We start from the raw sequence: 22,941 nt of genomic DNA, 5'->3' as shown, positions 1-22,941 counted from the left end.
CCCGGCTGGACAAACGCACCGACAGATCGTCGAGACAACCACGCAAGGCCGCAGGTCATCGCGGCGTCAGCCGACAAACCAGATCGGAACCTACAGGCCCGGCAGCCCCGGCGCACCACCCCTCGCCGGGATACCTCCTGGGCCTTTTCCGCCGCGGACACCCCCGCAGGACACCGGTCCTGCCACGACTCCCATTCCCTGACAGTACGGAGCGTCTACTTGATACCCCGCCATCGAGCCCGGCGTGCCCTCGCGGCAGCCTCCCTGGGTCTGGCCGTCGCCGCCGGCGGCCTGGCCACCGCCACCTCGGCACAGGCGTACGACACCAGCACCACCACCATCAGCTGCAGTGCGGTCAAGGTACGCAAGGCCCCGTCGAAGACATCCACGGTCTTGGGCATCGGCTACCGCCACGACAAGGTCGTCTACGACCAGTGGGTCTACAAGAAGTCCGAGAAGACCTGGTACACGCGCGGCACCGTCACCCGCAAGTCGGACGGCAAGAAGATCGGCCGCGGCTACATGATCTACAACTGCGCGAACCCGTACAAGACCAACCCGGCGCCGAAGCCGTCGATCCCGAAGTAGCGCGCCCCTGCGGCCTGTTCGGAGTCTGAGCCACAGCGCCGTCGGCAGCAGCAGCGCCCGATACGCGGCCTCGCCCCCAGCTTCGGCACGACAGCTTCCGCCTCCACTCCGCCCCTGCGCGGACGCCGACCGGGCCAGTGGTCTTCCGCACCTCTGATCGGCCCTCCGGCTCCAGGAAGTCGCCTCCCCCTTCTCTTTCCGTGATCCCCCGCGCGCCGGTTTCGGCGTGCCCAAGGAGCCTTGTTGCACCTGCTCGAAACTGCGCAGTACCTGGCCTACGACCCCGGCATCACGCCCTCCGGCGGCGGGCTTCCCGGCCTCGCGGTGCTGAAGAACGTCGTCAACAGCATCAATCTCTTCGCGATCGTCGCCGTGGTCGGCGCGCTCGCCGTCTCCCTCGGCGTGTGGGCCTGGGGCCACCACACCGGTGGCCACCAGGCCGAGGCCAACGGCAAGAAGGGCGCCGTCGTCGCGGCCGGCGCCGCGCTCGGCCTCGGCGCCGCCAACGGGATCGTGGCGTTCTTCTCCGCCCTGGGGTCGCAAGTCCACTGATGAAACGACTCCCCTCCCTGTCCGGCTACGGCCTCGGCTGGTCCACCCGGCAACGCGTCACCGTCATCGCGACCGGCCTCGCTGTCCTGCTGGCCCTCGCCACCGCCGTCGCCCTGTTCACCGGCCGCAGCACAGCCGGCGGCGACCAGGCCGCCGCTGCGTCCTCCCAGCCGAGCAGCAGTACCTCCGTGTCCGCCGGCCCGTCGGCGTCGGCCGGGGCCGGTTCGGTCGCGAAGCCTCCGCCGCTGGCGGACCCGGTCGCCTTCGCCAGGGCCGCCGCCGCGATGCTGTGGTCGTACGACACCCGCACCACCAGCCGCGATGAGCAGCTCGCCGGAATGAAGGCGTGGCTGACGTCGGAGACGCAGTACGCGGACTGGTCCTCGATCGCCGCGCAGGTGCCGGATCCGGTGCTGTGGTCGCGGATGGCCGACCAGGACCAGTACGCCACCACCACCGTCACCGAGGCCCACTACCCCTCGGCGTTCAAGGAAGCTCTGGCGGACGACCCGGCGGCGATCACCGAGGCGTACATCTACGCCGTCACCGTCACCGGCAAGCAGCAGATCGCCTGGAAGAAGGGCGGTGCCGGCGCCGAGGACCGCTCGATCACCCTCGCCGTGCAGTGCCGCCCGAGCGCGAACTGCTCCCTGGTCGCCATCGCCCCGAGCGTCGTGCCCTGACACACCCAGCCCACCTGAGAAAGGAGGGACTCCCCTTTGGGCTTCTGCGACCTCCCTGTCGCGTCCCAGCTCTGTGCCGTCGGCGACGCGGTGGACTTCGCCTCCGACCCCGGCACGGCCATCGGTAACTGGATGGCCAAGAGCGCGGGTGAACTCGCCGCCGCCGCAGCCGACTTGGCCGCCGAGGCGGTCAACACCACCACCAAGGTCGACCTGAATGCCGGGTGGTTCCGCGACAACTACGAGATGATCTTGCCGATCGGTCTGATCTGCCTCGTCGCCACGTTCTGCGCCCAGCTCGTCCGCGCCGCGATCCGCCGTGACGGCCAGGCACTCACCCAGGCATTCACCGGCACCGCCGCCGGTGTGATCTTCGCGTTCACCGCGATCGCCTTCACCACCGTCGCCATCGAAGTCGTCGACGCCCTCTCCGACGGACTCTTCAAGGCCGCCAACTTGGACATCGCCACGGCGGTGCGGCGCATCGTCAAGGTGGGGCAGATCGCCTCGCTGTCCGGCCTGGGCTGGCTCGTCGCTGTCTTCGTCGGCATCGGCGCCGCGATCGGAGCCTTCCTCTACTGGTGCGTGATGATGGTCCGCAAGGTCGGCATCCTCGTCATGGTCACCCTCGCCGTCTTCGCCGGAGCCGGCGGCGGCTGGGAAGCCGCCCGGCGCTGGCGCAAGGGCTGGATCGAAGCCACCGCCACCCTCGTGGTCAGCAAGCTCCTGATGACCGTGATTTTCGTCCTGGGGATCGCGGCGATGGGCAAGACCGAGGCCAAGGACGGCATAGCCGCCCTCGCCGACGTGATGGCCGGCATCGTCATCTTGGCCTTGGTGCTGCTGTGCCCGTACGCGACGTTCAAGTTCGTGCACTGGGCCGCCTCCGAAGGCTCCGACGCCGAAACACTGCACCGCTCCGGCGGAGCGGGCGCGCAGATCGCCCGCCAGCACGCGGAGCGCGCCGGACGCAAGGCCGCCGCCGCGGTCGCCACCGCCGGGACCGGCGGAGCCGCCGCAGCAGCAGGAGGAGGAGGCGCACCGCACGGTCCGGACGCCATCCCCGGCGGATTCCCGGGCGACATCGCCTCCCACCCCACGCCGAACGCGGGCACCGAAGGCAGCACCTCCGGAACACCGTCGTCCGGCAGCGAGGGGACCAAGGGCGGTCTGGAGAAGGCCGTGCAGCCCCCGCCGACTCATGTCGCCGACGACACCAGCAGCCAGCTGGGCGGAACCCCCGGCCCCGGCGGCTCCGGGTCCGGCACCGCGGCCGGCCAGGCGGGCGGATGGCAGTCCTCTCCGCCGACCACGGCTCCGCCGCCGCAGGGCGCCCCGCCGTCCCCGAACTCCCCCAGTTCGACCGGGACCAGCACGCCACCGCCTTCGCCCACCGGCCTCTGACCCGCCCTCCGCGCCGGGACGGCACCGCGCACCCGCACCCTGGGGGTGCCGTCCCGGCCCCGCGCTCCACCGGAAACCGGCTCCTTGTCTGAACTCGCTTCCCCGATCACGGTCAAATTCCCGCACCGCTCCCGGCGCGGCATCCTCCTGGGCCTCTCCTTCCCCCAACTCACGCTCGTCTCCACGGCGTTGGCGCTGCTCCCGATCACGGTGGTGACCAGCGGGCTGCTCGGCGCGCTCGTCCTGACTCCGGTCTGGGCCGTCGTCGCCGCCCTGGTGGCGGTGCGCCGCAACGGCCGCTCCCTGATCGACTGGGCGCCGATCGTCGCCCGCTACGCCCACCGCCGCCGCACCGGCCAGAGTCTGTGGCTGGCCCGGCCCGTCTCCCGGCCCCGCCAGGACGGCATCCTGCACCTGCCCGGCACCGCCGCCTCGTTGAAGGTGGTCACCCCCGGCGACTCCGCCAACGGAGCCGCCGCCGTGCACGACCCCCACGGCCAGACCCTCACCGCCGTCGCCCGCGTCTCCAGCAGGGCCTTCGCCCTCCAGGACCCGGCGAGTCAGAACCACAACGTCGCCGGATGGGGGCGGGCTCTGGCGGGCATCGCCCGCACCGGGCACGTCGCCACCGTGCAGGTCCTGGAGCGCACCGTCCCCGACAGCGGCGATACCCTCGCCCGGCACTGGGCCCGGCAGGGTCGCCCCGAAACCCCGGTCGCCGGGCAGGTCTACAGCGAACTGGTCGCCTCCGCAGGTCCGGCCGCCGCCCCGCACGAGACGTACCTGGCGATCTCACTCGACCTCAAGGCCGCCCGGCGGCTCATCCACCAGGCCGGAGGCGGACTGCCCGGCAGCTTCACCGTGATGGAGCAGACCACCTCGGCCATCGCCCAGGCCGCGCGCAGCGCCGGACTGACGGTGACCGGCTGGCTGACCGCACGAGAGATCGCCGCCGTCATCCGCACCGCCTACGACCCGGCGGCGCTGTCCGCACTGCAACAGTGGTCTCCCGCCGGCCAGGCGGAAGCCGACCCGGCCGCCGCCGGGCCCGTGGTCCAGGTCGAGGAGTACGACCGGCTCGCCACCGATACCGCCCGCCACGCCACCTACTGGGTCGAGGACTGGCCCCGCACCGAAACCTCAGCCGGATTCCTGCACGGCCTGATGTTCACCGCCGGAGTCCGCCGCGCCCTCTCCCTTATATACGTGCCGCAGGGGCTCGAGTCGGCGATGCGCGACGTGCAGCGTAAGAAAGCGGCGATCATCGCGGACGCCAACGAGCGCTCACGCCGCGGGCAGGTCGACTCCGAAGCCGACTCCGTCGAATACGCCGACGTCAAGACCCGGGAACGGCAGCTGATCGCCGGCCACGCCGATGTGGCGCTGACCGGGCTGCTCACCGTGTCCGCCGCAACCGACGCGCTCCTGGATGCGGCGTGCGCGCAGATCGAGACCGCCGCCGTCACCGCCCAGGTCGACCTGCGCCGCCTCTACTACCAGCAGCCCGACGCCTTCACGCTCGGCGCCCTTCCGCTCGCCCGCCAGGCCCTGTAACCCCGCCCCGGTACCGGCCGACGTCCTGCCACCGCGGCAGGAAGGAACCCTTCCCCTTTGTCCTCTGCCCTTCCCGTCGGCGACGCATACCCGTATCTGCGGGCCGCCAGCGCCGGCATCCGCCACCACACCCGCGCCCTCGCCCCACGCACCCAACACACCGCATCTCCTGCGGACCGCGTGCACCTCGATGTACTGCACGCCCATCTGACCGCGCTGCACCACCTGCTCGACCAGCTCGCCGCAACCACCCGGCCCCCGCACCCCGCCGCCGGACGGCACCTGGCCACCGCGCACACCCGGCTGTTCCAGGCCGCCGCCGCGGTACACGACGCCTTCCACCTCCTGCCCGCCGCGGACAGGACGCCGACGGACACGGAATGCCACCCCGAGCGGCTGCCCGAGGGACCACCCGTCCTGACCATCTGCCAGCGCCACCTCGCCGCAGGTCACATCGTCCGCCGCAAGACCACCCCGCGCGACCTCAACACCCCGCTGCACGGCCACACCACCACCTGCAGCCAGTAACCCCGCACCACCGAAAGGCCCTCCATGCGCGCCCCGAAGCGCTCCACCTCCGCCGCCCTCGCCCTCGCCGCGCTCGCCGGCACCGCCGCCCTGGCCACCGCCACTCCGGCATCCGCCGCCAGCTACCACTGCACGACCAGCAGCCACTCGGTCGACGACCCGAGCTACAGCGGTCCCGACAGCGACAACTGGGACTTCGACACGACGTTGTGCTCGATGCGCTCCGGCGGCTACATCTACACCACCGCCACCGTGTACTGGGACGGTCCGTACACGGCGAAGAACCGCTCGACCCTGACCTTCAACAAGGCCCGGTTCGTCCTCCAGACCAAGCGCAGCGTCAGCGGCACGGACCCGGTCGTGAAGTCGGGCGCCTACACCGGCCTGGAGCACGCGCTCGAACACAGCGATGGCTACGGCAACGGCTCGTATTCGACCGGCACCCTCAAGTACAAGGCGGGCTCCGGGCGTTACCTCGCCGACGGCTACATCCAGCTGGACTGGTCGGGCGACGGCAAGAGCTACCGGGCTCCGATTCTGTTCACCGCCTCGCCGGTCGTCTGACCGCCGCGCCGTCTTCCAACCGCCGTCCCGTGAAAGCCGCCCCGTCATGAGTCACCGGCCTGCGCGCCGAGCACGCCGCGCCAGCGCCAGCCCCCTGTTCACCCCGCACCACGCCGACCGTGCTTCCCGCAAGGCCGCCCGTCGGCAGCTCGCCGAGGCCGCCGCGAAAGCGCGCGTCGAGGCCGCCGCCCACACCAGCGGCGCCGACGCGGAGGAACAGGCAATGCCGGCGCCTCTCTTCCCGCCCGGCGGGCGGCCCGGACCCGCGTCCGCCCGCGCCAACAGGCTCAAGCTCCCCGCGCACCGCATGACCACCGCCACCGCGAGCGGGGCCTACCCGTTCCTCGCCGAAGGCGGACTCGGTGCCGAGGGCATCTACATCGGCCGCGACGTGCACGCGGAGGCGTCGTTCTGCTTCGATCCGTTCGCCTTGTACGGCCGGATCGAGGGCTTCACCAACCCGAACGTCCTGCTGGCCGGGGTGATCGGCCAGGGTAAGAGCGCGCTGGCCAAGTCCTTCGCGCTGCGGTCGATCGCCTTCGGGTACCGGGTCTACGTCCCGTGCGACCCGAAGGGGGAGTGGACGCCGGTGGCGCAGGCGCTGGGCGGCACCTCGATCGCGCTCGGGCCGGGACTGCCCGGCAAGCTGAACCCGCTGGACGCAGCTCCCCGGCCCACCGGCGTCCCGGAGGCGGACTGGGCGGGCGAGATCCGCAAGCGCCGCCTGCTGCTGCTCGGCTCGCTGGCCCGCACCGTGCTCGGGCGGGACCTGCTGCCGATGGAGCACACCGGCCTCGACGTCGCCCTGGACGCCGTCGTCACCCGCGCCACCGAGACCGGACGCACCCCGCTGCTCGGCGACATCGCCGCCACCCTGAACAACCCCGACGAACTCGACCGGGCCGCCGGCCTGATGTCCGGCCGCCTCGGCGACGCCTCCCGCGACCTCGCCCACGCCATGCGCCGCCTCGTCCACGGCGACCTCGCCGGCATGTTCGACGCACCGAGCACCGTCACGTTCGATCCCAACTCGCCGATGCTCACCATCGACCTGTCCCGCCTGGGCGGCGCTGGCGACGACACCGCCCTCGTCCTCGCCATGACCTGCGCGTCCGCCTGGATGGAATCCGCGCTCACCGACCCGCACGGCGGGAGGCGCTGGATCGTCTACGACGAAGCCTGGCGCCTGATGCGCCACCCCGGCCTCCTGCAGCGCATGCAGTCCCAGTGGAAGCTGAGCCGCGGCCTGGGCATCGCCAACCTCATGGTCATCCACCGGCTCTCCGACCTGCTCACCGCCGGCGACGCCGGATCCCGCGGACGCGCCCTCGCCGAAGGGCTCCTCGCCGACTGCTCCACCCGCATCATCTATCGGCAGGAGACCGACCAACTCCATGCCGCAGCAGCCCTGCTGGGCCTCACCTCGGTGGAAAGCGACGCGCTCGCCCACCTCAACCGGGGGCGCGGCCTGTGGAAGGTCGCCGGACGATCTTTCATCGTCCAGCACCTCCTGCATCCGCACGAGCTTTCGCTCTTCGACACCGACGCCCGGTTGCGCTGAGAGGGCTGGAAGTTCACTCCGACTGACGGTTTCTCAATTCCCAGGAACCCGAGGGTGGTGGCCCAGTGACGAGGCGATCGCGGTCTCGGGTTCCCGGAACCGGAGCTGCCGTCCTCGGTCGGGCCAACCCCTTCCCGCCTGCTCATCCAGCTCAGGAAGGCACGCACAGCCCCGGCCAGCACAAGCCCATAAAGACAGAGAGAACAGCAGCAAGAAACCCGTGAGTCCCGATTTCCCACGCGATCTGATACCGAGCGACGACGCCTCCCGTCTCGCCGGCGCGCTCAACGCGATGAAGGACAAACTGCACAGCGCCGCCCACCAGTGGGAGCTGCTCGACGAGAGCGGCCATGTACCGGACGTGCCGTCGTACACCGCGCTGCTCCAGCACGCCGCCGGCGCACAGGACCTCTCCCGCGATGTCCTGCGGCTGACTGCTGACTTCGCCCGGAGCCCCCACCACACCACCCGTACCGGCGGCACCGTCCTGCGGCACTCGCCACGGCGGCGACCATGTCGAGCCAGGCAGCACCACACTTCACCGTGACCGCGGAGTACGCCCTTGCCCTGCCACGGTCCGCCAACCCGACCGACCGGCACTACCTCACGAATCGCATGGTCATCGACCACGCCTCAGCGCGCGCCTTCCTGCGGCGCGCCTCGGAATCCCTGCGCGACGCGGCCAAGGAAATCGACGATCACCTCGCCTTCCAGCACTTCCACGCCACGCTCACCCGGCGGCAAGGACCGGCGGCACTTCCCCGGTCCCGGCCAGGCGGCCTCCACCGCTGACAGCGCGCGCCGCACGGAGCCCAGGCCGCCGGGCATCCACGGATCCCCGCCGTCCAAACGCGGGCCCGGCCGAGTCAACGCAAGGTTGGCGCCTCCCGTTTCACCCCCACCCGCATAAGGAGCGTTCTGAACCGCCCCGTTCACCTCAGCGATGCTGACTGGGCCGAGTACCAGCAGTGTCAGGCCGAGCACGACGACCTCATGGCACAGGTCGCCGACCGTGAAGCCCAACTGGAGCACGGCCTGATCGACGCCTACGACGAGTACGAGATCGGCTTCGGTCCGGTCCCGAAGCCGTCGGCTGGGGTCCCTGGTCGGACACCTCTGTCACACCGACCGGCGTCCCGCGGGGGAAGCCGTGGCCGCTGACGAGCCGAACACCCCAGACGCCCGCGCGGCCGTGCTCGCGCCGCTTCCCGACCATCGCAACGTGAACACGGCGTGGTGGCAGGAGCTGTGGCGTCGCCACGAGCACATCACCACGCCGTTGCGGGCACGCGGACTGCAGTGCGACGTCGAGTTCGGCCTCAGCGCCTACATCGTGCGCGTCCGGCTCCCCGACGACAGCTGCCTGATCATCAGTCCGCCCCAGGAACCGCCGTCCGAGCGCCCGCCCGGAGACCCGGAGGGCTGGATCGCGACCCGCGAGCACCCCGACGACCAGACGCTGTTCGAGGTCCTCTACGACTCGGCCCCCTCCGGCGACCACGGTGCTCCCCAGCGGCCCGAAGCCCGAAACGGCGGCACCGCCCAACCGCTGATCGAGGCGATCGACCACCGTCTTGGCCAGCTCGGGCTGCTACCACACCCCGTCGTGCCCCACGAAAGCCCTCACGTGCGTTCAGTCCAACCAGCGCCCCCTCCCCTGTCCCGCGACGTCCCCGGCACAGCAGACCGTGCCGCCGACTACGACTACGGCGATGCGCTGCGCGCTTTGACCGACCGGCTCAACGGAGCCGAGTCGTATGCGGATGCCGCCGGCCTGCTGCACCAGATCCTGGAGCCCACCCACGGCCTGCTGGCGCAGCTCGGCGAGTTCTTCGAAGCCGCCGGGGAGAAGGCCAAGGAAGCCGAGGAGGACGACGGCTTCGACCTGTCCTACGACCTCGCCGACGCCGCAGCCGAGATCCGCAACCTCGCGGAGGTCCTGCACATCGCCGAGGACCGGATGCGGGCCCTCACCCCGCTCACACCGGCGCCGCGGCTGCCCGCCCCACCGTCCGTCAGTCCACCCCCGCCACCGGGCGGGGCCCGCCGGCGCCTCTGACACACCCGATCGGAAGTCCCCCTGTACAACGCAGACTTCGAGCTCTACGACAACGCCGGACGCACCGCCGAACAGATCCGTGCCTACCACACCCGGTCCGCCACACGGCAGGACCTGCGCCGCTGGGCGGACCGCGACACCGAAGTCTTCCGTGACCAACACCCGCTGCCGCCCGAGCCGTTGCCCGCCCCGGACCTGAGCCCCTACCGCACGGCCCTGGAAGCGGCCGAGACCCCGGCCGAGTTCCACGCCGTGCTCGACACCTTCCTGGACGCGGTCGGGCCGTTCCTGAACGAGGTCATCGATCACCTGGCCGTCACCGCCCGGTGGAAGGGCCAAAACCGCGGAGCGGAACCCGGATCACCGCCCTGGCTGCTGCGCGGTGCCGCCAGCAGCATCGCGTCCGCGCTCGCCATGGCCACCGAAGCGGATCTCACCATCCTCCGTGCGCACTACGACCCGCCCCCGGACCTCGACGCGCTCCTGAAAAAGGCCCCTGCCGGGCCCGGCGTGCCTCCGTCCCCGCCCGGCCCGCAAGCCGGGTCGGGAACACCACGGCGCTGACCACCCATGGCCCAACCAGCCTCCACAGCATCTCAGGAACCGATGCCCCCGCCCTCCACGACCTCCGTGTCCGTCTTCGCCGCCGCGCTCGCCGCACGCCTGCCCGGCGCCTGGACGAGCGAGTACCGTCCCCACGACACCTACGAGGACCAGATCCCCATCGTCGAAGGGCTCTGGGACGCCGGCCACGTCGAGTTCATCGTCAACCTGTTCCCCGGCCCTGGCGCCGTCCTAGGCGGGCCCGACGGCGAGCAGCTCTACGTCACCGACCGGGTCCTTGACCGCCGCCAGTTCGTGGTGGCGGCGCTGGAGCCCCAGGACTTCCAGCTCCATCACATCTCCCCGGTGCGTGAGCCGGACGGCATCGTCGTGCCCGACGACCCGGTCCGCGCCGCCTCCGCGGTCACCCGGCGTCTGCTGCCCCGCTACCGGGCCGCCCTCGACGAGGTCCGCGCCAACGCCCTCGCCCAGCCCGAGCCGCCGCACCGCAAGCCCGCGCCCGAGACCGCGCAGACCCTCACCCTCATCTGGTACCCGGACGGCGTGGTGGGCGCACCGTACGACGCGGTGCCCGAGGAAGCGCGCATGACGCTCTTCGGCTGCCACTTCCAGTACCGCCCGGACGAGTTCGCCTTCGTGCTGCCAGCCTCCTACAGCGCCAAGGAGCGCGCCCTGCTGGTCCAACTCGCGGCCCAGAAACTCACGCTCCAGGGCATCGGGGTCAACTTCCGCCGTGCCGCACCCCTTCCCCCTCCCGCCACGGCACCGGCAGCCGCGAGCAGGACAACGGTGACCGCGGCATCGACGCCCGCCTTCCGGCGGTAGAACACCGCCTCGGCACAAAGGAGTTACCGCTGTCCGCGTCCGATCCCGACCAGCGGATGCTGCTGCACGACATGGCCGACAAGTTCAACGCCGTCTCCGACCAGCTTCCGCTTCCCGACCAGATCCGCCCGGATCCGGCACTGAGCGAGATCCTGGACGACGAAGTCCGCCACCTGGCCCGCCTGCTGGCATTCCTGGCCGGCGAGAGCGCCTTCCGTCACCGGGCCGCCACCAACTACCCGGACACGGGCACGGTCACGGTGCGCCGCACGACCCTCGCGCTCGCAAGTGCCGCCGAACCCGCCGGTCTCGCGCTCGCCGCCCTCGGTGCCGCCGTCCACCACCTCGGCCAGCTCGCCGCCCTCGCCCACCAGGCCCCCGGCCCCGCCCGCACCCAGGCGGTCGCCATCGAGCAGCAACGGCTCGTGGACCGCCTCGGCGACAGCCGCATCCACCTCGCCCGCACCGCCAAGCAACTGCGCACAGCCGCCGACACCCGCACCCCACCGGCCGCGACCACCATGCCCGCGCCGTCGGCCGCAGCATCCGCTTCCCCTTCCCGTTCCCGCTGATCCCCACCCCCGGAGCACCCTCATCCCCTCGCACCGCACCGCCCGCCAAGCCGCCCTCCTGCTCACCGCTGTGTCCGTCGCGCTCACCGCGTCCGCGTGCAGCACCACCTCCTCCGGCACGAGCACCCCGGCCAAGGCCACCCGCACCGCCTCGCCGACCCCGACCGCCCAGCCGGCGCTGACGAAGAAGGCGGCCCTCGCCCAGATCGCCCGCTACTCCAAGATCAACAACGAGGCCAACGCGCACTCCAGCCGCAGCATCCTCGACACCGTCGAGGACGGCCCGCTGTACGCGCAGTCGGTCGCGGACTACAAGGAGAACGAGGGCCTTCCCAAGGCCGACCGCGAAACGTATAAGCCCTGGTCGTACGACCTGGACGCCACCGACGTCTACATCCCCCGGATCACCGCGGGCCAGCCCAAGTGGTTCGCGGCCGTCAGCCTCAGCGGCAAGAAGAAGCAGTACACCCGCGTGCTGGTCATGGCCGAGCAGGCGAAGACGAAGCGGTGGGAGATGGTCGCCACCGTCGACCTCAACGACACCAAGAAGCTGCCGAAGATCGCCCTGGATGCCCAGGGCTACGCCACCGCCGTGGACGCCACCTCCACCGCCAACGTGGCCGCCCCCGTCGACGTGCTGCGCACCGCCGTCGGCGACAACTTCGCCACCGGCGGCGACATCAGCGGCAAGAGGGTCTTCGCCTCCTCCAAGGCATCGGCCCGTCAGATCAAGGTCCACGACGAGACCGGCACCAAGTTCGGCACCCGCGGCACCACCCGCTTCTCCCTGGCCGCCACCCAGTACCCCGACAGCTACGCGCTCAAGACCACCGACGGCCAGGCCCTCGTCGTCTTCTCCCACACGCACACCCAGCGTGACACGGTCTTCGCCAGCTACGAGATCATCCCCGGCAAGGACGATCGTGCCTGGCTCGGCACCGCCAACTCTCCCTCCTTCACCTACACGTTCACCTGCTCCGACGCCGCCACCGTCCCGACCACGCCGGGCAAGTCGACACTCATCGGCTACACCTGCCGGCGCACCGACGCCCATGCATGAGCGCCCCGTCGCGACCGGCCGCCCCGACGCCTCACCGGTTGCGGAATCACCCTTGCACGTAACGGAGTTCACCCGCGCGCTCGCCGACCGCCTGCCCGGATGGCGGCACGACCCGACCGCCGTGCCCATCGCCAACGACCCGGCCAGCGCCAGGATCTGGGACAGCGGCCCCCTGCCGTACGCCGCGTTCGAGACGGACAGCGTCCAGCGCAGCGTGCTCACCCACCACTGGGGTCTGCAGCTGTACGTCATGCCCCGCCCCCACCGCCCAGGCGAGTACCTGGCGCTGACGATGCTGCCCGCCAACACCAGCCACCAGCACGTGACGGGCCTGAGAGCCCCGCGCGGCATCGCCGTCCCCGCCGACCCCGTCCGCGCCGCGGCCCGGCTGCGCCACCGGCTGCTGACCGACTACCGCCTCTCCGCGCCCACCCCGATCCGGCGCAGCAGCCCCGGACACCTCCAGGTCCACATCGTCCTCGACGAACACCGCCGCCCGCGGATCCGCACCGGCTACGTCGCCGCCGTCATCGAACTGCTCGCCCACGGCGGATTCCGGCTCGACCCCGCCACCGGCGAATGCCACCTCCCGGACTCCCTCACCGACAGGGAGGCCCGGCGCCGGCTGACCATCAGCGTGCACCGTCTGCGTCTCCAGGGCTTCCACATCACCATCCCCTCACCCGACGGCCCGCGCACCTACCCGCCCCACGCCCCCACCGCACCGCGCAGGGGGCAACGGCGATGAATCCGACCGCCGACGACATCGTCCGCGACCACCTGACCACCTGGCAGCGCCGCATCGAGACAACCTCCGCGAGCCTGGTCCTGCCGCAGACCGGCAGCGCACAGGCCGCGCTCGCGCCTGTGCTGCACCAGCTGGTCACCGTGTACGACCTGTCCTCCGGTCTCGTCGCGGATCTGCGCCAGACCGCCGACAGCCCCCTCGCGGCCACCAGCGCGGGACGCGCGTACCTGGGCCAGCTCGCCGCCGCTCTCGCACACAGCAACCGCGCCGCCACTCACCTGAGCACGACGGTGACTGGCCTGGCCGACGCCCAAAGGCTCGCACCCCGCCCGGGCACCGCCGCCCCCATCGAGAGCCAGCTGGCGGTCACGCTCGGCCATGCCGCCGCGCTGCGCAGCCTCCACCGGGCGCTGGAAGCCGTCACCCGCCCGCTCGCCGGGCCGGAGCAGAGCTTGGGCCTCTCCTCGACACCCGTCGCCGGGCAGCACAGCCGGGTCGCCGACCGCGGCGGCATTCAGCCCACACGCCGCCGATCCTGACACCTCCGGCATCAACTGCCGTCACATGCAATCCCTTGGGAGTTCCTCTGGCTACCCGCTCCTTCATCGCCCGCCCCGTCAGCTTCGGCTCCGGTTTCGGGTACACCGGTATCCACGTGCAGTTCGACGGTGTGCCCAGCCACCATCTGCCGCTGCTGCTGGCGGCCTTCCGATGGCGTTTCGCCCGCGATCTCCATGCCCTCAAGCGCCACCTCATCGATGATGTCGCCACCGGCTGGGAGTCACTCGGTACCGATCTCCTTGGCGGCGCCCCGCACTCGGTCATCCAGACGCTGGCCGGCGGCGAGCACCGGCCCAGCCGCACCCTTGACGTGATCACCCTTGACGGTTCTCCTCCCGCGCGGATGACGGTCATGGAAGCGACCGCCGACGCACTGGACATGGAGTGGGGCTACATCCTGCATTCGTACGGAATCGAAGTGATCAGCCTCCTCCACGAAGACATCGGTCCCCTCGTGGACTGGAACACCGATCCGCGCAGCGTCTTCAACGACGACCCCGCCCTCTGGCACACCAGCGCGCTGCCTCCGATCACCGCACCCACACCCCCCACGCCGCCGGCCAACGCCGTCACGGCCGTGGCGAACCGCGCCAGGCCCCGGCCCGCCCGCAGCCGCTGACGCCTCCCTCCCCGTCCGCGCACCACTGACCATAAGAAGGGTTCCCTTTCCTGTCCGACCATTTCCGCTTCGCCGTCCGTCCCGAGCACGGCTACGTGGCTGAGGTCGGCTCCCAGATCCCCGGCCACCTGGCCGACTGGCTGCTCACCCGCGAGCAGTTCGAGCCGATCCCCGGCGCCTCGGGTCTGTACCGGCTCACCACGCCCGAGCACGACGGACAGCGCCGTGCCCGCCAGGCCGTCCACGACCTGCGCCGTCTCGGCTACCGCGTCCACGCCGACGCCGCCCTTGATCCCCCGGCTCCGCCCCAGCCACTCCGGGAGCGTGGGATGCACGAGCGGCGCAGCCGTCTCGCCCAGGCAGCCGCCCGCCCGTCCCCTCAGATCGGCCCGGCTCGCGCCACCTCCGCGCCATCCGTTCAACCGGCCCCGGCCCGGCACACGCCCGCCGTGCACCTGCCCAGGAGCCCCGGCAAAGGCCCCTTGAGCCGCTCCCTCAGCCACTTCGGATAGCCGGTCGCCCGGGCCCCACAAGATCACCTCACAGGAAGCATGCCTGACTACTCCTTCACCACTCTCCCCACGGCCGTCCTCTTCACGGTCACCGCTGCGACCAGTGAAGAAGCGGAAGCACTCGCCGTGCAGCTCGGGGCCGAGACGCACGACCTGGACTCCCTCGCGAGGCTGGACGTGAAGATCGACGAGATCACCTTCGGGGACCCTGCCGACCTGGAGCCGGCCGAAGCGGAGGCGGGCAACGCTGCCACGGTGGCACCGGACTCCCAGCCGCTCCGTATCGTGCGCGGTCAGGGCGGCGAGGTCGAAGTCACCGGCCGTATCGACGGGTTCGCCGGCGACGTGCTGCGCAGAGCCGGTTTCCTCTTCGAACCCAGCCTGCGCGGTGTCTGGATCCGTCTCCCGTTCGACCTGGGCCGCGCCCGGGAGAACGACCGCGCCTCCTGGGCAGCCGAGATGCTCACCGCTGCCCGCTACCACGTAGAACTCGCCCCCGACCTGCACGCAGCCGCCCCCGGAGCGACCGCTCGCACCGGCACAGTACGCCCCGCCACGACGGCTGCCGCCCCGCCCGGCCGTCCGCCGCGCCGCCGGTCTTGACACCCAGGAGACTCTCCATCCCCGACACCCCCGCACCGGACACAGCGGATCTCATTTCCCGGGCACGCGGCTTCCGGGTGCGTATCGCCGTCCTCGACCGCGAGATCCAGACCGCGCTCGATACCTCCCGCGACCGCTACGGCCGCACCGTCGACCACCGCGCCGAGGCGACGGCCCGCGCCCGCCGCAACCAGACGGCCCTGGCCCTCTACGCCGCCCACCTCGTCCCGCACGCCGACCCATTGCTGGACGCGGCCCGCAGCACCCTCGCCACGCTGCCCCCGGCCCGGCACACCGGCGCCTGGCGTGACCTGCTCGATGCCCTCGCCGCCTCCCACACGGAGATCACCGGCGCGCTGGAGCGCCCCGCCGCTGAAGGGACGTCCGCCGAGCGGGAGCAGCACGCCGCGATGTGGCCCCATCTCGTTTTCTGGGCCGAGCACGGCGCTCTCGCCGCCGACCTCGCCGACCCGGCCCGCCTGAACCAGCAGCCCGGCTCCGGGCTCACCGCGGAGGAACGGCAGATGTGGACCGAGATGGCCCAAGCCGCACAGCAGCGGCGGGAGTTGGACCTGATCGAGTCGTGGTACGCGGCCGACGGCCGCCTCATCACCCTCGCCTACCTCGTCGTGGACGGCACCGACACCGTGGTCGCTCTCGCCGGTGATCCGGACGCGCCGGGCTGGGAGGTGATCGGGCAGTTCGACAACGAGTACCCCGCCTCACGGGCGTTGCCGAGGCCCGTGCCGCCCGGCGTCCTGCGCGCGGACGCCGCCTCCCGGTTCAACCGGCCGGAAACGGCACCCGAACAGCCCCTCCACGATCTCCTGCAGGACATCGTCGAGGCGCGAGGCTCAAGCGAGGTCGCCGAAGCTCTGCTCAGCGCCACACACATGGGCTACGCCGCCGGTCCCATGGTCCAGCTGGCACAACTCCTCGACACGGCCGCCGAGTTCTCTCACGCCCTCAACACCGTGCAGGGCCGGCAGATCGGTGCCCGACTCGAAACCCTCGGCCGGCAGTTCGCCTTCCTGGCCCGCGAGGTCCACGACGCGGCCGAGGACCTCGGAGCCACCGTCGCCGTCCTTCCCCCGCACCGCACCCCCAAGCCGCCGCGGATCCGGTCACGTCCCGCCCTGGACACCACACCCCCCGCCCCGCCAGCACGCACCGCGTCCCCCGCGCGACGCCTGTGACCTACCCCGCAGGCAGGTCCGTGTCCGAGCACACGGCTTCCAACTCCCCTTCCCGTCAGCACATTTAAGGAGTTTGACCGATGCCCATCGTTCGTGGTCCAGCCACGCACCGTTGATGTGCCGGAAGCTCCGGGCCCGCCTCGCCTTCGCCCAACACCCCATCGCTTCCCGCCACCACCGATAGGAGACCCTCCTTGCCCGAAGCACCAGCAGAGCCGTTCATGCCGATCCGGCACGCCATCACCGGCGAGATCACCACCACCGGCTACAACGCCGCCGCCCGGCGGATCCTGCTCCAGGACGGCTTCGAAGAGACGCCAGGCTGCGCCTGCCGAGCGACACAACCCGGTACGGAGCCGATGCACGGGCCTGCTCGGCAGCCAGGCTGCTCGTCTCCGACCACCCCCTGCACCTGGACCGAGCCCTCGGCCAGCCGGTGAGCGCCGCCGGTCCGCCCCGGTTGACCCAGTCGCCGATGTCGGCACAGTCCGTGATCCGCTCCGCAAGCGGCCGGCCTCTCCAGCACCTCGCCAACCCAACCCTCACCCGCACCTGTTGAAGGGCCCTCATTGACCACACCCGGACCGCCTACCAGTCCAGCGCGCACCAAGGGCGGCGAACTACGGGCGAAAGTCGCCCGCTTGCTGGCCGACCGGCCGGCGGACACGCTCACCATCGGGGACATGGCCAGGCAGCTGGGCCACTCCCACGGCGCCGTCCGCAACGCCGCCCTCACCCTGGTACGACGCGGCGAGGCCGACCAAAGCGGAAGTGGACAACCGGAGTTCCGCGCGAACGCGAAAACCGCCGCAGCCGCGCAGACCGCTGTGATCAGCCCACCGGGCACCCACGCTCCCCGCGCCCAGGCCGCCACGGCCCGCACGACCCTTCCCACAGCAGCCACGGCCCGCACGACCCTTCCCACAGCAGCCACGCCCCGACAGACCGGCCCGATCCGCCGCACGGGGGGCCAGCTCTACCACCCCCGGGAGCTGGCCGATCTGCCCGACGTCGAGGCGTTGAACCGCTTGCGCGACGCCGACGTGCCGGTGCTGCTCTACGGCCCTCCGGGCACCGGCAAGACGAGTCTGGTCGAGGCGGCGTTCCCGGACCTGCTCACCGTCGCCGGTGACGGCGACACCACGGTCGGCGACTTGATCGGCGAGTACACACAGGACGACGCGGGAGCCTACGTCTTCCAGTACGGTCCGCTGGTCACCGCGATGACCGAGGGCCGCGCCCTGCTGATCGACGATGCCACCCTGATCTCACCGAAGGTCCTGGCGGCGCTGTATCCCGCGATGGACGGGCGCAGGCAGATCCAGGTCAAGGCCCACAAGGGCGAGGCCATCAAGGCCGAGCCGGGCTTCTACGTGGTGGCGGGCCACAATCCCGGCGTCCACGGGGCGGTGTTGACGGAGGCGCTGTCGTCCCGGTTCAGCGTGCAGATCCAGGTCGGCACGGACTATGACCTCGCCCTGGCGCTGAGGATCGATGGCCGGGTGGTCCGGGTCGCCCGACACCTCGCCCGCCAGGTCGAACTCGGCGAGCTGGGCTGGGCCCCCCAACTGCGGGAACTGCTCAGCTACCAGAAGACCGAGGCCGTCCTCGGCACCAAAGCCGCGCTCGCGAACCTCGTCGGCATCGCTCCTGTGGAGGATCGCGACGCCGTCGCCGCCGCCGTCATCAAGGCTGTCGGCGTCAAGGAGGTCGCTCCCCTCACCCTCGGCAAGCAGCTCTCCGCCTCGGCCGTCCGGCAGCCCCCGGGCAGCACCGGCTCCGCACACCGGGGCCGCTCGCGATGAACGCCCACCACCACGTGCAGTCCTCCGCCATCACGCGGGACGATGACGCCGACCTTGCGCGCTGGGACGACGACGGCGCCCCGCCCGCGCAGCCCCGTTCCTCCCCGGCCGCGTGGCTGCGTGTGGGAGCCGAGCTCGGCGACCGGCTGGTCGCGCTCTCCGGCCGCCAGGACCTCCTCGTCACCTGCCGCCCCGGCACGCGCAGCGGCGCACCGGCCGCGTTCTTCCCCACGCTGGGCGAGGTCGAGTTCGATGCCGGCCTGTTCGCTCCGCTGAAGCCCCACGAGATCCATCCGCGGATCGTGGGCGACGAGGAGCGGTATCCCGCCGCCTGGGGAGTGTTCGTCCACGAGGCCGCGCACGCGGCCCACTCCGTCTGGACGGAGTCTGCCGGAGCGGACCCCCGTGTCGTCGAGGCCGCGCTCCTGCTGGAGGAGAGCCGGGTCGAAGGCGCACACCTGATCACGCGGCCCACGGACCGCACCTACTTGCGCACCAGTGCCCGAGCCCTGGTCATGCCCGACATCGCGCACCCCACCCTCCAGGGCATCGAGCAGGCCGCCGCCGTGGCGGCCCTGGTCCTCGGCCGCCGTGACGTCGGGATCCTGGATGCCGGCGAGACCCGGGCCGTCGCCGATCTGTGCGAAAAGGTGCTGGGCGCGCCCCTGTTGGCCACCCTCACCCGTATCTGGAGCGCAGCCCACCAGTGCGCCGACCACGACGCCACGACCATGCTCGCGCACGGTCAACAATGGTGCGACGCTCTGGACACCGCGGCCCCCGCCCTGCCCGTGCCTAAGAACCTCACCGATCTGCTGTCCGGCGCCGTGGGGGTCGTCATGGACAGCACGGCAGCCACCGACGCCGCCGACCTCGCGGCGCAGGCCGCAGCGGCTAACGCCATGGCCGCCAAGTCCACGGCGCAGGCTCAGGACCGCGCCCAGCGGGCCGGCCAGCGGCGCAAAGCCGCCGCCACCGCCAAGTCGGTCTTCAACGCCCGTGGCACCACCGTCGCCCCCGACGGCACACCTGCGCCCTACGACAACCCGGTCACCGGCACCCGCAGGCCCACCGCCGCCGAGCAGAGTGCCGCCGCGCGCCTGAGCCGCGCCCTGCGTGCCGCCGCCTACCGCGAGCGGACCGAGGAGCGGACCACCAGCCCCACCCCGCCCGGCCGCCTCAACATGCGCGCGGCCCTCGCCCGGGACGCTCAGCGCGCGGCCGGGTCGGTCCCCACCGCGGAGCCGTTCACCCACACCCGCCGCCGGAACTCTCCCACCCCACCGCTGCGTGTGGGTATCGCCGTCGACGTCTCCGGCTCCATGCGTGCCGCCTGCGCGCCCGTCGCGTCCGCTGCCTGGATCGTGGCACGCGCAGCAGCCCTGACCGACCCCGACTCCCGTACCGCCACCATCGCCTACGACGAGAATCTGACCGCACTTATCCGGCCCACCCACCGGGCACCAGAGCGCGTGACGGTGTTCGACGCCAACGGCGGCGGCCACAACCTCGGCGACGCCATCGACGCACTCGACCACGGCCTCGAACTCAGCCGCCCCGGCGCCGGCCGCCTCCTCGTGATCGTCACCGACGCCAGGTACTACAGCGACGAAACCGCTCAAGCCGTCACCCGCGTCAAGCAGCTCACGACCGCCGGCTGCGCCGTACTCCAGCTCACCCTCACCCCGAAGTCCCACCACCTGCCGGGGACCACCCTGCTGCACCTGCCCCGGCCCTCCAGCGCTCCCGTCGCCATCGCCACGGCGGCCACCAACGCCATCCGCAGGACACGCTGAGACGACGCAGAAAGCGGAAGCGTCCCCCAGACCACCGCCAAGCACCCCAGACCGCCTCCGTCCGCCGCATGAATCGCGCATCTGATGCACGACCCTCCGCGACGAGGCAGGCCACCACCATCTGTCTGCTCGACCGCACAGACCCGCCCTTAACCCCTGAACTGCCCGCCACCGCAAGGAGATCACCCCGAATATGGCTGTCCGTACGACCTGGAAAATTGTCCACAGCTGTGGACACGAAGTGGCACACAACCTGTCCGACCGGGCCGCTGACCGGCGCGCTGGATTTGCCCGCTGGCTCGAAGGCCGCGACTGCACCGACTGCTGGAAGGCCGCCCGCGACTCCGACACGGAATCCAAGGAAGCCTGGCTCGCCGCCAAGCGCGCCGAGGAGCAGGCCGCCCGCGAGTGGGCCGAGCAGTTCGACATGCCGCCGCTCGAAGGACCCGAGCGGGCCCTGGACTGGGGCGAGCGTTCCCGTCACCAGCTGGTGACCGCCGCGCACACCGCACTGGTCGTCGAGGGCACCTGGGACGAGGCCGACTGGGCTCAGCTGGAGGAGAAGACCCGTACGGTCACGCGGGCCGGTTGGTGGATCGACCAGCGCGACGCGGAAGGCCCTGACCTGCTAGAACTCCTCGATTCCGCCGGAGAGCAGGACCGCGGGACGGAGAACCCGTTCCGGTGAGAGGCGGGGGAACATAGCCGACGATCGCCGGTTGGCCAAACCGGCGTTCCTGCGGACCATTGATCCTCCCGCCGCCACCCCGCAACTGCGTGGAAGGATCTGCATGCTCCCGCCCTCCTCAACGCCTCCGCCGACGCCGGCCTTCGCGCCGACGCCCGACCCGCTCACCCCCGCGAGGGACATCACCCACGCCCACTTCGAGGCAGGTGACCAGGTCGTCGTCGTCAAGGGCGTGGCCGGCAAGGAGCTTTGGGGGGATGCGATGCGCGTCGTCGCCCCGTGCTGGCACACCCCGACCGACGAGGACGGATGGCGGCTGCGGGATGCCACCGGCGGCGCCCAGACCTACATCACCGCCAACCCCCGCTATCTCGTGCACCTTTCGCGCCGTTGCCCGGACTGCCTGATCTACCTGCGTGCCATGGAGGACCACCTCCTGCCCCGGCACGCCGGAGTCGACGCGCTCGTCGACTGCGGCTGGTACACCACCACCGCCCTCGGCCAGCTCGTCCACATCGCCGACGCCCGGTCCGGCCGGTGACGCTCCCCGTTCGGCGTCCCGGCCGCGCTCTCGCCCTGCTGCGGGCCCGGGCCCGCGCCACCGAGAACACCGCGGACCCGCTGTGGCCGGCCCGCCTGGCCGGCGACCTGCGCGAACTCGACGCCGACTGGCAGGAGTCGGCCGAGGTGTGCGCGGATGCCTCATGGGCCGCGCGCGCCTCTGGGAACAGCATCCTTGGCCTGCTGCATCCCGGCCAGGTCACCGCCGCCGGCCTCGACCCGGTCGCTGCTCGCGTCTACCGGCATCTGTACTTTTCGGGGCTTCGGTACGACTTCCGCTGCGCCACCCTCCAGTCCCTCACCGAACCGCTCCTGGAGAGCGAACACGGGCCGCTGGACTGCTACAGCCGGGCCCTGTACGCGTTCGCGCTGCTGGGCCAGTCCCGCCCCGAGGGCCTGGCCGTGATGGACGAGGTCCTCGACGAGGCCGGTGATCACGCCAAGACCCTGCACGTTCTGCTGCACGGACTGTGGCTCGGCCTCGACCTGGACCTGGTCCAGGGTGCGCAGCGGCTCCTCGCCCTCAGCACCCGGCCGCCCTTCGACGCCGGCACGGACCCGATCGTCGCCTTCCGGCGGGCGGGTGCGCTGCGCCGGCTCGGCCGCTACGACGCGTCCCTCGCGGCCATCGACCGCGCCCTGGACCTGCTGCCGCCGGGCGACACCAGCATCCAAGCCGATCTCGTGCGCGAGCGGTCCCTGACCGCGACCGCCCGCGACCTTCACCACCACCTTCTCGTCCCCGGAGGCACCCCCACGTGATCCCCCGCGTCAACGAACGCACCATCAGCGCACACGATCCGCTCAGCGAGGCCCTCGGCAGGGCGGTGATGCCGGAGGACGGTCTGACCGAGCACACGATCGTCACCTACTGGCCCGCCCTGGACTCCTACACCCTGGACGACGAACAGGCGATGTGGAGCGCCGTCCAGTGGGCCGACCACCTCGAAGACCCGCTCTTCGAGAACCCGTTCGTGGCCAGCCCGCGCGGCGACCGGCACGCCATCGCCCACCTCGATGTCCGCCTCCACCCCGACGACCGTGACCTCAGCGGTGCGGAGTGGGCCGAGATCGCCCACCGTCTCGCCCGGGCCGCCGGGATCGAGATCCCTGGCGACGCGAACAGCTGTCGCTGGATCGCGGTCCAGGCGCGGACCTGCTCACGCAGCTGGCCGACGAGCAGTCGGGACCGCTGGCCACCGTACGGGGGCTGATCGAGCACACCGCCCACCGCCTCGCGCACCAGTCGGGCGCCGCGGGCTCGGACACCGCACGCCGCCTGGAACTGATCGCCACCCGCCTCCACCACGTCCAGGAGGACCTCGACGCCACGGCCGA

28 protein-coding genes are annotated in these 22,941 nt (G+C 71.6%); 27 read left to right on the top strand and 1 reads right to left on the bottom strand.

The genetic code is table 11. The features are described 5' to 3' along the window. Positions 1-219: 219 nt before the first annotated feature. The 9 genes from AB0E07_RS24140 (at position 220) to AB0E07_RS24100 (ending at position 7,981) form a co-directional block, all read left to right on the top strand. Positions 220-588: a hypothetical protein gene (locus AB0E07_RS24140; protein ID WP_362255742.1), complete on the top strand. Its 369-nt coding sequence runs from the start codon at positions 220-222 to the stop codon at positions 586-588. A 243-nt stretch (positions 589-831) separates the two neighbouring features. Continuing rightward, on the top strand, positions 832-1,140 hold the full coding sequence (locus AB0E07_RS24135; protein ID WP_362255740.1) for a DUF6112 family protein: 309 nt from the start codon (positions 832-834) through the stop codon (positions 1,138-1,140). Beyond that, positions 1,140-1,823: a hypothetical protein gene (locus tag AB0E07_RS24130; RefSeq protein ID WP_362255737.1), complete on the top strand. Its 684-nt coding sequence runs from the start codon at positions 1,140-1,142 to the stop codon at positions 1,821-1,823. The genes AB0E07_RS24135 and AB0E07_RS24130 overlap by 1 nt, the downstream gene beginning before the upstream one ends. A 36-nt stretch (positions 1,824-1,859) precedes the next feature. After that, positions 1,860-3,227 (top strand): ATP-binding protein, encoded by a 1,368-nt coding sequence (locus AB0E07_RS24125; RefSeq protein ID WP_362255735.1) that lies wholly within the window; start codon positions 1,860-1,862, stop codon positions 3,225-3,227. 84 nt (positions 3,228-3,311) lie between these two features. Continuing rightward, entirely contained in the window at positions 3,312-4,781 is a 1,470-nt protein-coding gene (locus tag AB0E07_RS24120) for an SCO6880 family protein (RefSeq protein ID WP_362255732.1), read from the top strand. A gap of 57 nt (positions 4,782-4,838) precedes the next feature. Next, positions 4,839-5,309, top strand: a complete 471-nt coding sequence (locus AB0E07_RS24115; protein ID WP_362255729.1) for a DUF6238 family protein — start codon at positions 4,839-4,841, stop codon at positions 5,307-5,309. A 24-nt stretch (positions 5,310-5,333) separates the two neighbouring features. Next, complete coding sequence (locus AB0E07_RS24110) at positions 5,334-5,873, top strand: hypothetical protein (RefSeq protein ID WP_362255726.1); 540 nt, start codon at positions 5,334-5,336, stop codon at positions 5,871-5,873. A gap of 46 nt (positions 5,874-5,919) precedes the next feature. Further along, a complete protein-coding gene (locus AB0E07_RS24105; RefSeq protein ID WP_362255723.1) occupies positions 5,920-7,434 on the top strand; it encodes an ATP-binding protein in 1,515 nt (504 codons plus the stop codon). A 220-nt stretch (positions 7,435-7,654) separates the two neighbouring features. Next, entirely contained in the window at positions 7,655-7,981 is a 327-nt protein-coding gene (locus tag AB0E07_RS24100) for a hypothetical protein (protein ID WP_362255720.1), read from the top strand. An 86-nt stretch (positions 7,982-8,067) separates the two neighbouring features. On the opposite strand, the gene AB0E07_RS24095 is transcribed toward AB0E07_RS24100, so the two are convergent. Next, positions 8,068-8,466 (bottom strand): hypothetical protein, encoded by a 399-nt coding sequence (locus AB0E07_RS24095; protein ID WP_362255717.1) that lies wholly within the window; start codon positions 8,464-8,466, stop codon positions 8,068-8,070. Positions 8,467-8,584: 118 nt separating this feature from the next. On the opposite strand from AB0E07_RS24095, the gene AB0E07_RS24090 reads away from it, so the two are divergent. The 18 genes from AB0E07_RS24090 (at position 8,585) to AB0E07_RS24005 (ending at position 22,817) form a co-directional block, all read left to right on the top strand. Further along, positions 8,585-9,493 (top strand): hypothetical protein, encoded by a 909-nt coding sequence (locus AB0E07_RS24090; RefSeq protein ID WP_362255713.1) that lies wholly within the window; start codon positions 8,585-8,587, stop codon positions 9,491-9,493. A 180-nt stretch (positions 9,494-9,673) separates the two neighbouring features. Next, entirely contained in the window at positions 9,674-10,057 is a 384-nt protein-coding gene (locus AB0E07_RS24085; RefSeq protein ID WP_362255710.1) for a hypothetical protein, read from the top strand. Between the two features lie 42 nt (positions 10,058-10,099). After that, on the top strand, positions 10,100-10,882 hold the full coding sequence (locus AB0E07_RS24080) for a hypothetical protein (protein ID WP_362255707.1): 783 nt from the start codon (positions 10,100-10,102) through the stop codon (positions 10,880-10,882). A 56-nt stretch (positions 10,883-10,938) separates the two neighbouring features. Next, on the top strand, positions 10,939-11,454 hold the full coding sequence (locus tag AB0E07_RS24075; protein ID WP_362255704.1) for a hypothetical protein: 516 nt from the start codon (positions 10,939-10,941) through the stop codon (positions 11,452-11,454). 70 nt (positions 11,455-11,524) lie between these two features. Then, positions 11,525-12,514 carry a hypothetical protein gene (locus AB0E07_RS24070; RefSeq protein WP_362255701.1) on the top strand — a complete coding sequence of 330 codons (990 nt, stop codon included), beginning with the start codon at positions 11,525-11,527 and terminating at the stop codon, positions 12,512-12,514. A gap of 52 nt (positions 12,515-12,566) precedes the next feature. After that, entirely contained in the window at positions 12,567-13,262 is a 696-nt protein-coding gene (locus AB0E07_RS24065) for a hypothetical protein (RefSeq protein WP_362255698.1), read from the top strand. Next, positions 13,259-13,801, top strand: coding sequence for a hypothetical protein (locus AB0E07_RS24060; protein ID WP_362255695.1), 543 nt, complete (start codon positions 13,259-13,261; stop codon positions 13,799-13,801). The genes AB0E07_RS24065 and AB0E07_RS24060 overlap by 4 nt, the downstream gene beginning before the upstream one ends. Positions 13,802-13,836: 35 nt before the next feature. Continuing rightward, the gene (locus AB0E07_RS24055) at positions 13,837-14,442 is read left to right on the top strand and encodes a hypothetical protein (protein WP_362255693.1); all 606 of its coding nucleotides are present in this window, start codon (positions 13,837-13,839) and stop codon (positions 14,440-14,442) included. A 95-nt stretch (positions 14,443-14,537) separates the two neighbouring features. Beyond that, the gene (locus tag AB0E07_RS24050) at positions 14,538-14,954 is read left to right on the top strand and encodes a hypothetical protein (protein ID WP_362255690.1); all 417 of its coding nucleotides are present in this window, start codon (positions 14,538-14,540) and stop codon (positions 14,952-14,954) included. A 39-nt stretch (positions 14,955-14,993) separates the two neighbouring features. Next, positions 14,994-15,557 carry a hypothetical protein gene (locus AB0E07_RS24045; protein WP_362255687.1) on the top strand — a complete coding sequence of 188 codons (564 nt, stop codon included), beginning with the start codon at positions 14,994-14,996 and terminating at the stop codon, positions 15,555-15,557. Next, a complete protein-coding gene (locus tag AB0E07_RS24040) occupies positions 15,554-16,753 on the top strand; it encodes a hypothetical protein (RefSeq protein ID WP_362255684.1) in 1,200 nt (399 codons plus the stop codon). The genes AB0E07_RS24045 and AB0E07_RS24040 overlap by 4 nt, the downstream gene beginning before the upstream one ends. A 221-nt stretch (positions 16,754-16,974) precedes the next feature. After that, positions 16,975-17,193, top strand: a complete 219-nt coding sequence (locus AB0E07_RS24035; protein WP_362255763.1) for a hypothetical protein — start codon at positions 16,975-16,977, stop codon at positions 17,191-17,193. Positions 17,194-17,436: 243 nt separating this feature from the next. Next, complete coding sequence (locus AB0E07_RS24030; RefSeq protein ID WP_362255681.1) at positions 17,437-18,558, top strand: AAA family ATPase; 1,122 nt, start codon at positions 17,437-17,439, stop codon at positions 18,556-18,558. Further along, the gene (locus AB0E07_RS24025; RefSeq protein WP_362255678.1) at positions 18,555-20,354 is read left to right on the top strand and encodes a hypothetical protein; all 1,800 of its coding nucleotides are present in this window, start codon (positions 18,555-18,557) and stop codon (positions 20,352-20,354) included. Before AB0E07_RS24030 ends, AB0E07_RS24025 begins: the two co-directional genes overlap by 4 nt. A gap of 241 nt (positions 20,355-20,595) precedes the next feature. Beyond that, positions 20,596-21,042 carry a hypothetical protein gene (locus AB0E07_RS24020; RefSeq protein WP_362255675.1) on the top strand — a complete coding sequence of 149 codons (447 nt, stop codon included), beginning with the start codon at positions 20,596-20,598 and terminating at the stop codon, positions 21,040-21,042. A 103-nt stretch (positions 21,043-21,145) separates the two neighbouring features. Next, positions 21,146-21,583, top strand: a complete 438-nt coding sequence (locus AB0E07_RS24015) for a hypothetical protein (protein ID WP_362255672.1) — start codon at positions 21,146-21,148, stop codon at positions 21,581-21,583. After that, positions 21,580-22,365 (top strand): hypothetical protein, encoded by a 786-nt coding sequence (locus AB0E07_RS24010; protein ID WP_362255670.1) that lies wholly within the window; start codon positions 21,580-21,582, stop codon positions 22,363-22,365. Before AB0E07_RS24015 ends, AB0E07_RS24010 begins: the two co-directional genes overlap by 4 nt. Then, positions 22,362-22,817 carry a hypothetical protein gene (locus AB0E07_RS24005; RefSeq protein WP_362255667.1) on the top strand — a complete coding sequence of 152 codons (456 nt, stop codon included), beginning with the start codon at positions 22,362-22,364 and terminating at the stop codon, positions 22,815-22,817. Before AB0E07_RS24010 ends, AB0E07_RS24005 begins: the two co-directional genes overlap by 4 nt. Positions 22,818-22,941: the final 124 nt, after the last annotated feature.

This window comes from Streptomyces sp. NPDC048002 (genome assembly GCF_040653275.1).
Classification (GTDB): domain Bacteria; phylum Actinomycetota; class Actinomycetes; order Streptomycetales; family Streptomycetaceae; genus Streptomyces.
Note: the sequence above shows the minus strand (reverse complement) of the source record. Positions and strands in the feature narration are given on the sequence as shown.

What these genes read in the sequence shown, in the direction of transcription:
- AB0E07_RS24035 (WP_362255763.1), top strand. Translation starts at nt 16,975, where the DNA reads ATGCCGATCCGGCACGCCATCACCGGCGAGATCACCACCACCGGCTAC.
- AB0E07_RS24025 (WP_362255678.1), top strand. Translation starts at nt 18,555, where the DNA reads ATGAACGCCCACCACCACGTGCAGTCCTCCGCCATCACGCGGGACGAT.
- AB0E07_RS24045 (WP_362255687.1), top strand. Translation starts at nt 14,994, where the DNA reads ATGCCTGACTACTCCTTCACCACTCTCCCCACGGCCGTCCTCTTCACG.
- AB0E07_RS24030 (WP_362255681.1), top strand. Translation starts at nt 17,437, where the DNA reads ATGGCCAGGCAGCTGGGCCACTCCCACGGCGCCGTCCGCAACGCCGCC.
- AB0E07_RS24105 (WP_362255723.1), top strand. Translation starts at nt 5,920, where the DNA reads ATGAGTCACCGGCCTGCGCGCCGAGCACGCCGCGCCAGCGCCAGCCCC.
- AB0E07_RS24080 (WP_362255707.1), top strand. Translation starts at nt 10,100, where the DNA reads ATGCCCCCGCCCTCCACGACCTCCGTGTCCGTCTTCGCCGCCGCGCTC.
- AB0E07_RS24060 (WP_362255695.1), top strand. Translation starts at nt 13,259, where the DNA reads ATGAATCCGACCGCCGACGACATCGTCCGCGACCACCTGACCACCTGG.
- AB0E07_RS24015 (WP_362255672.1), top strand. Translation starts at nt 21,146, where the DNA reads ATGCTCCCGCCCTCCTCAACGCCTCCGCCGACGCCGGCCTTCGCGCCG.
- AB0E07_RS24130 (WP_362255737.1), top strand. Translation starts at nt 1,140, where the DNA reads ATGAAACGACTCCCCTCCCTGTCCGGCTACGGCCTCGGCTGGTCCACC.
- AB0E07_RS24075 (WP_362255704.1), top strand. Translation starts at nt 10,939, where the DNA reads ATGCTGCTGCACGACATGGCCGACAAGTTCAACGCCGTCTCCGACCAG.
- AB0E07_RS24110 (WP_362255726.1), top strand. Translation starts at nt 5,334, where the DNA reads ATGCGCGCCCCGAAGCGCTCCACCTCCGCCGCCCTCGCCCTCGCCGCG.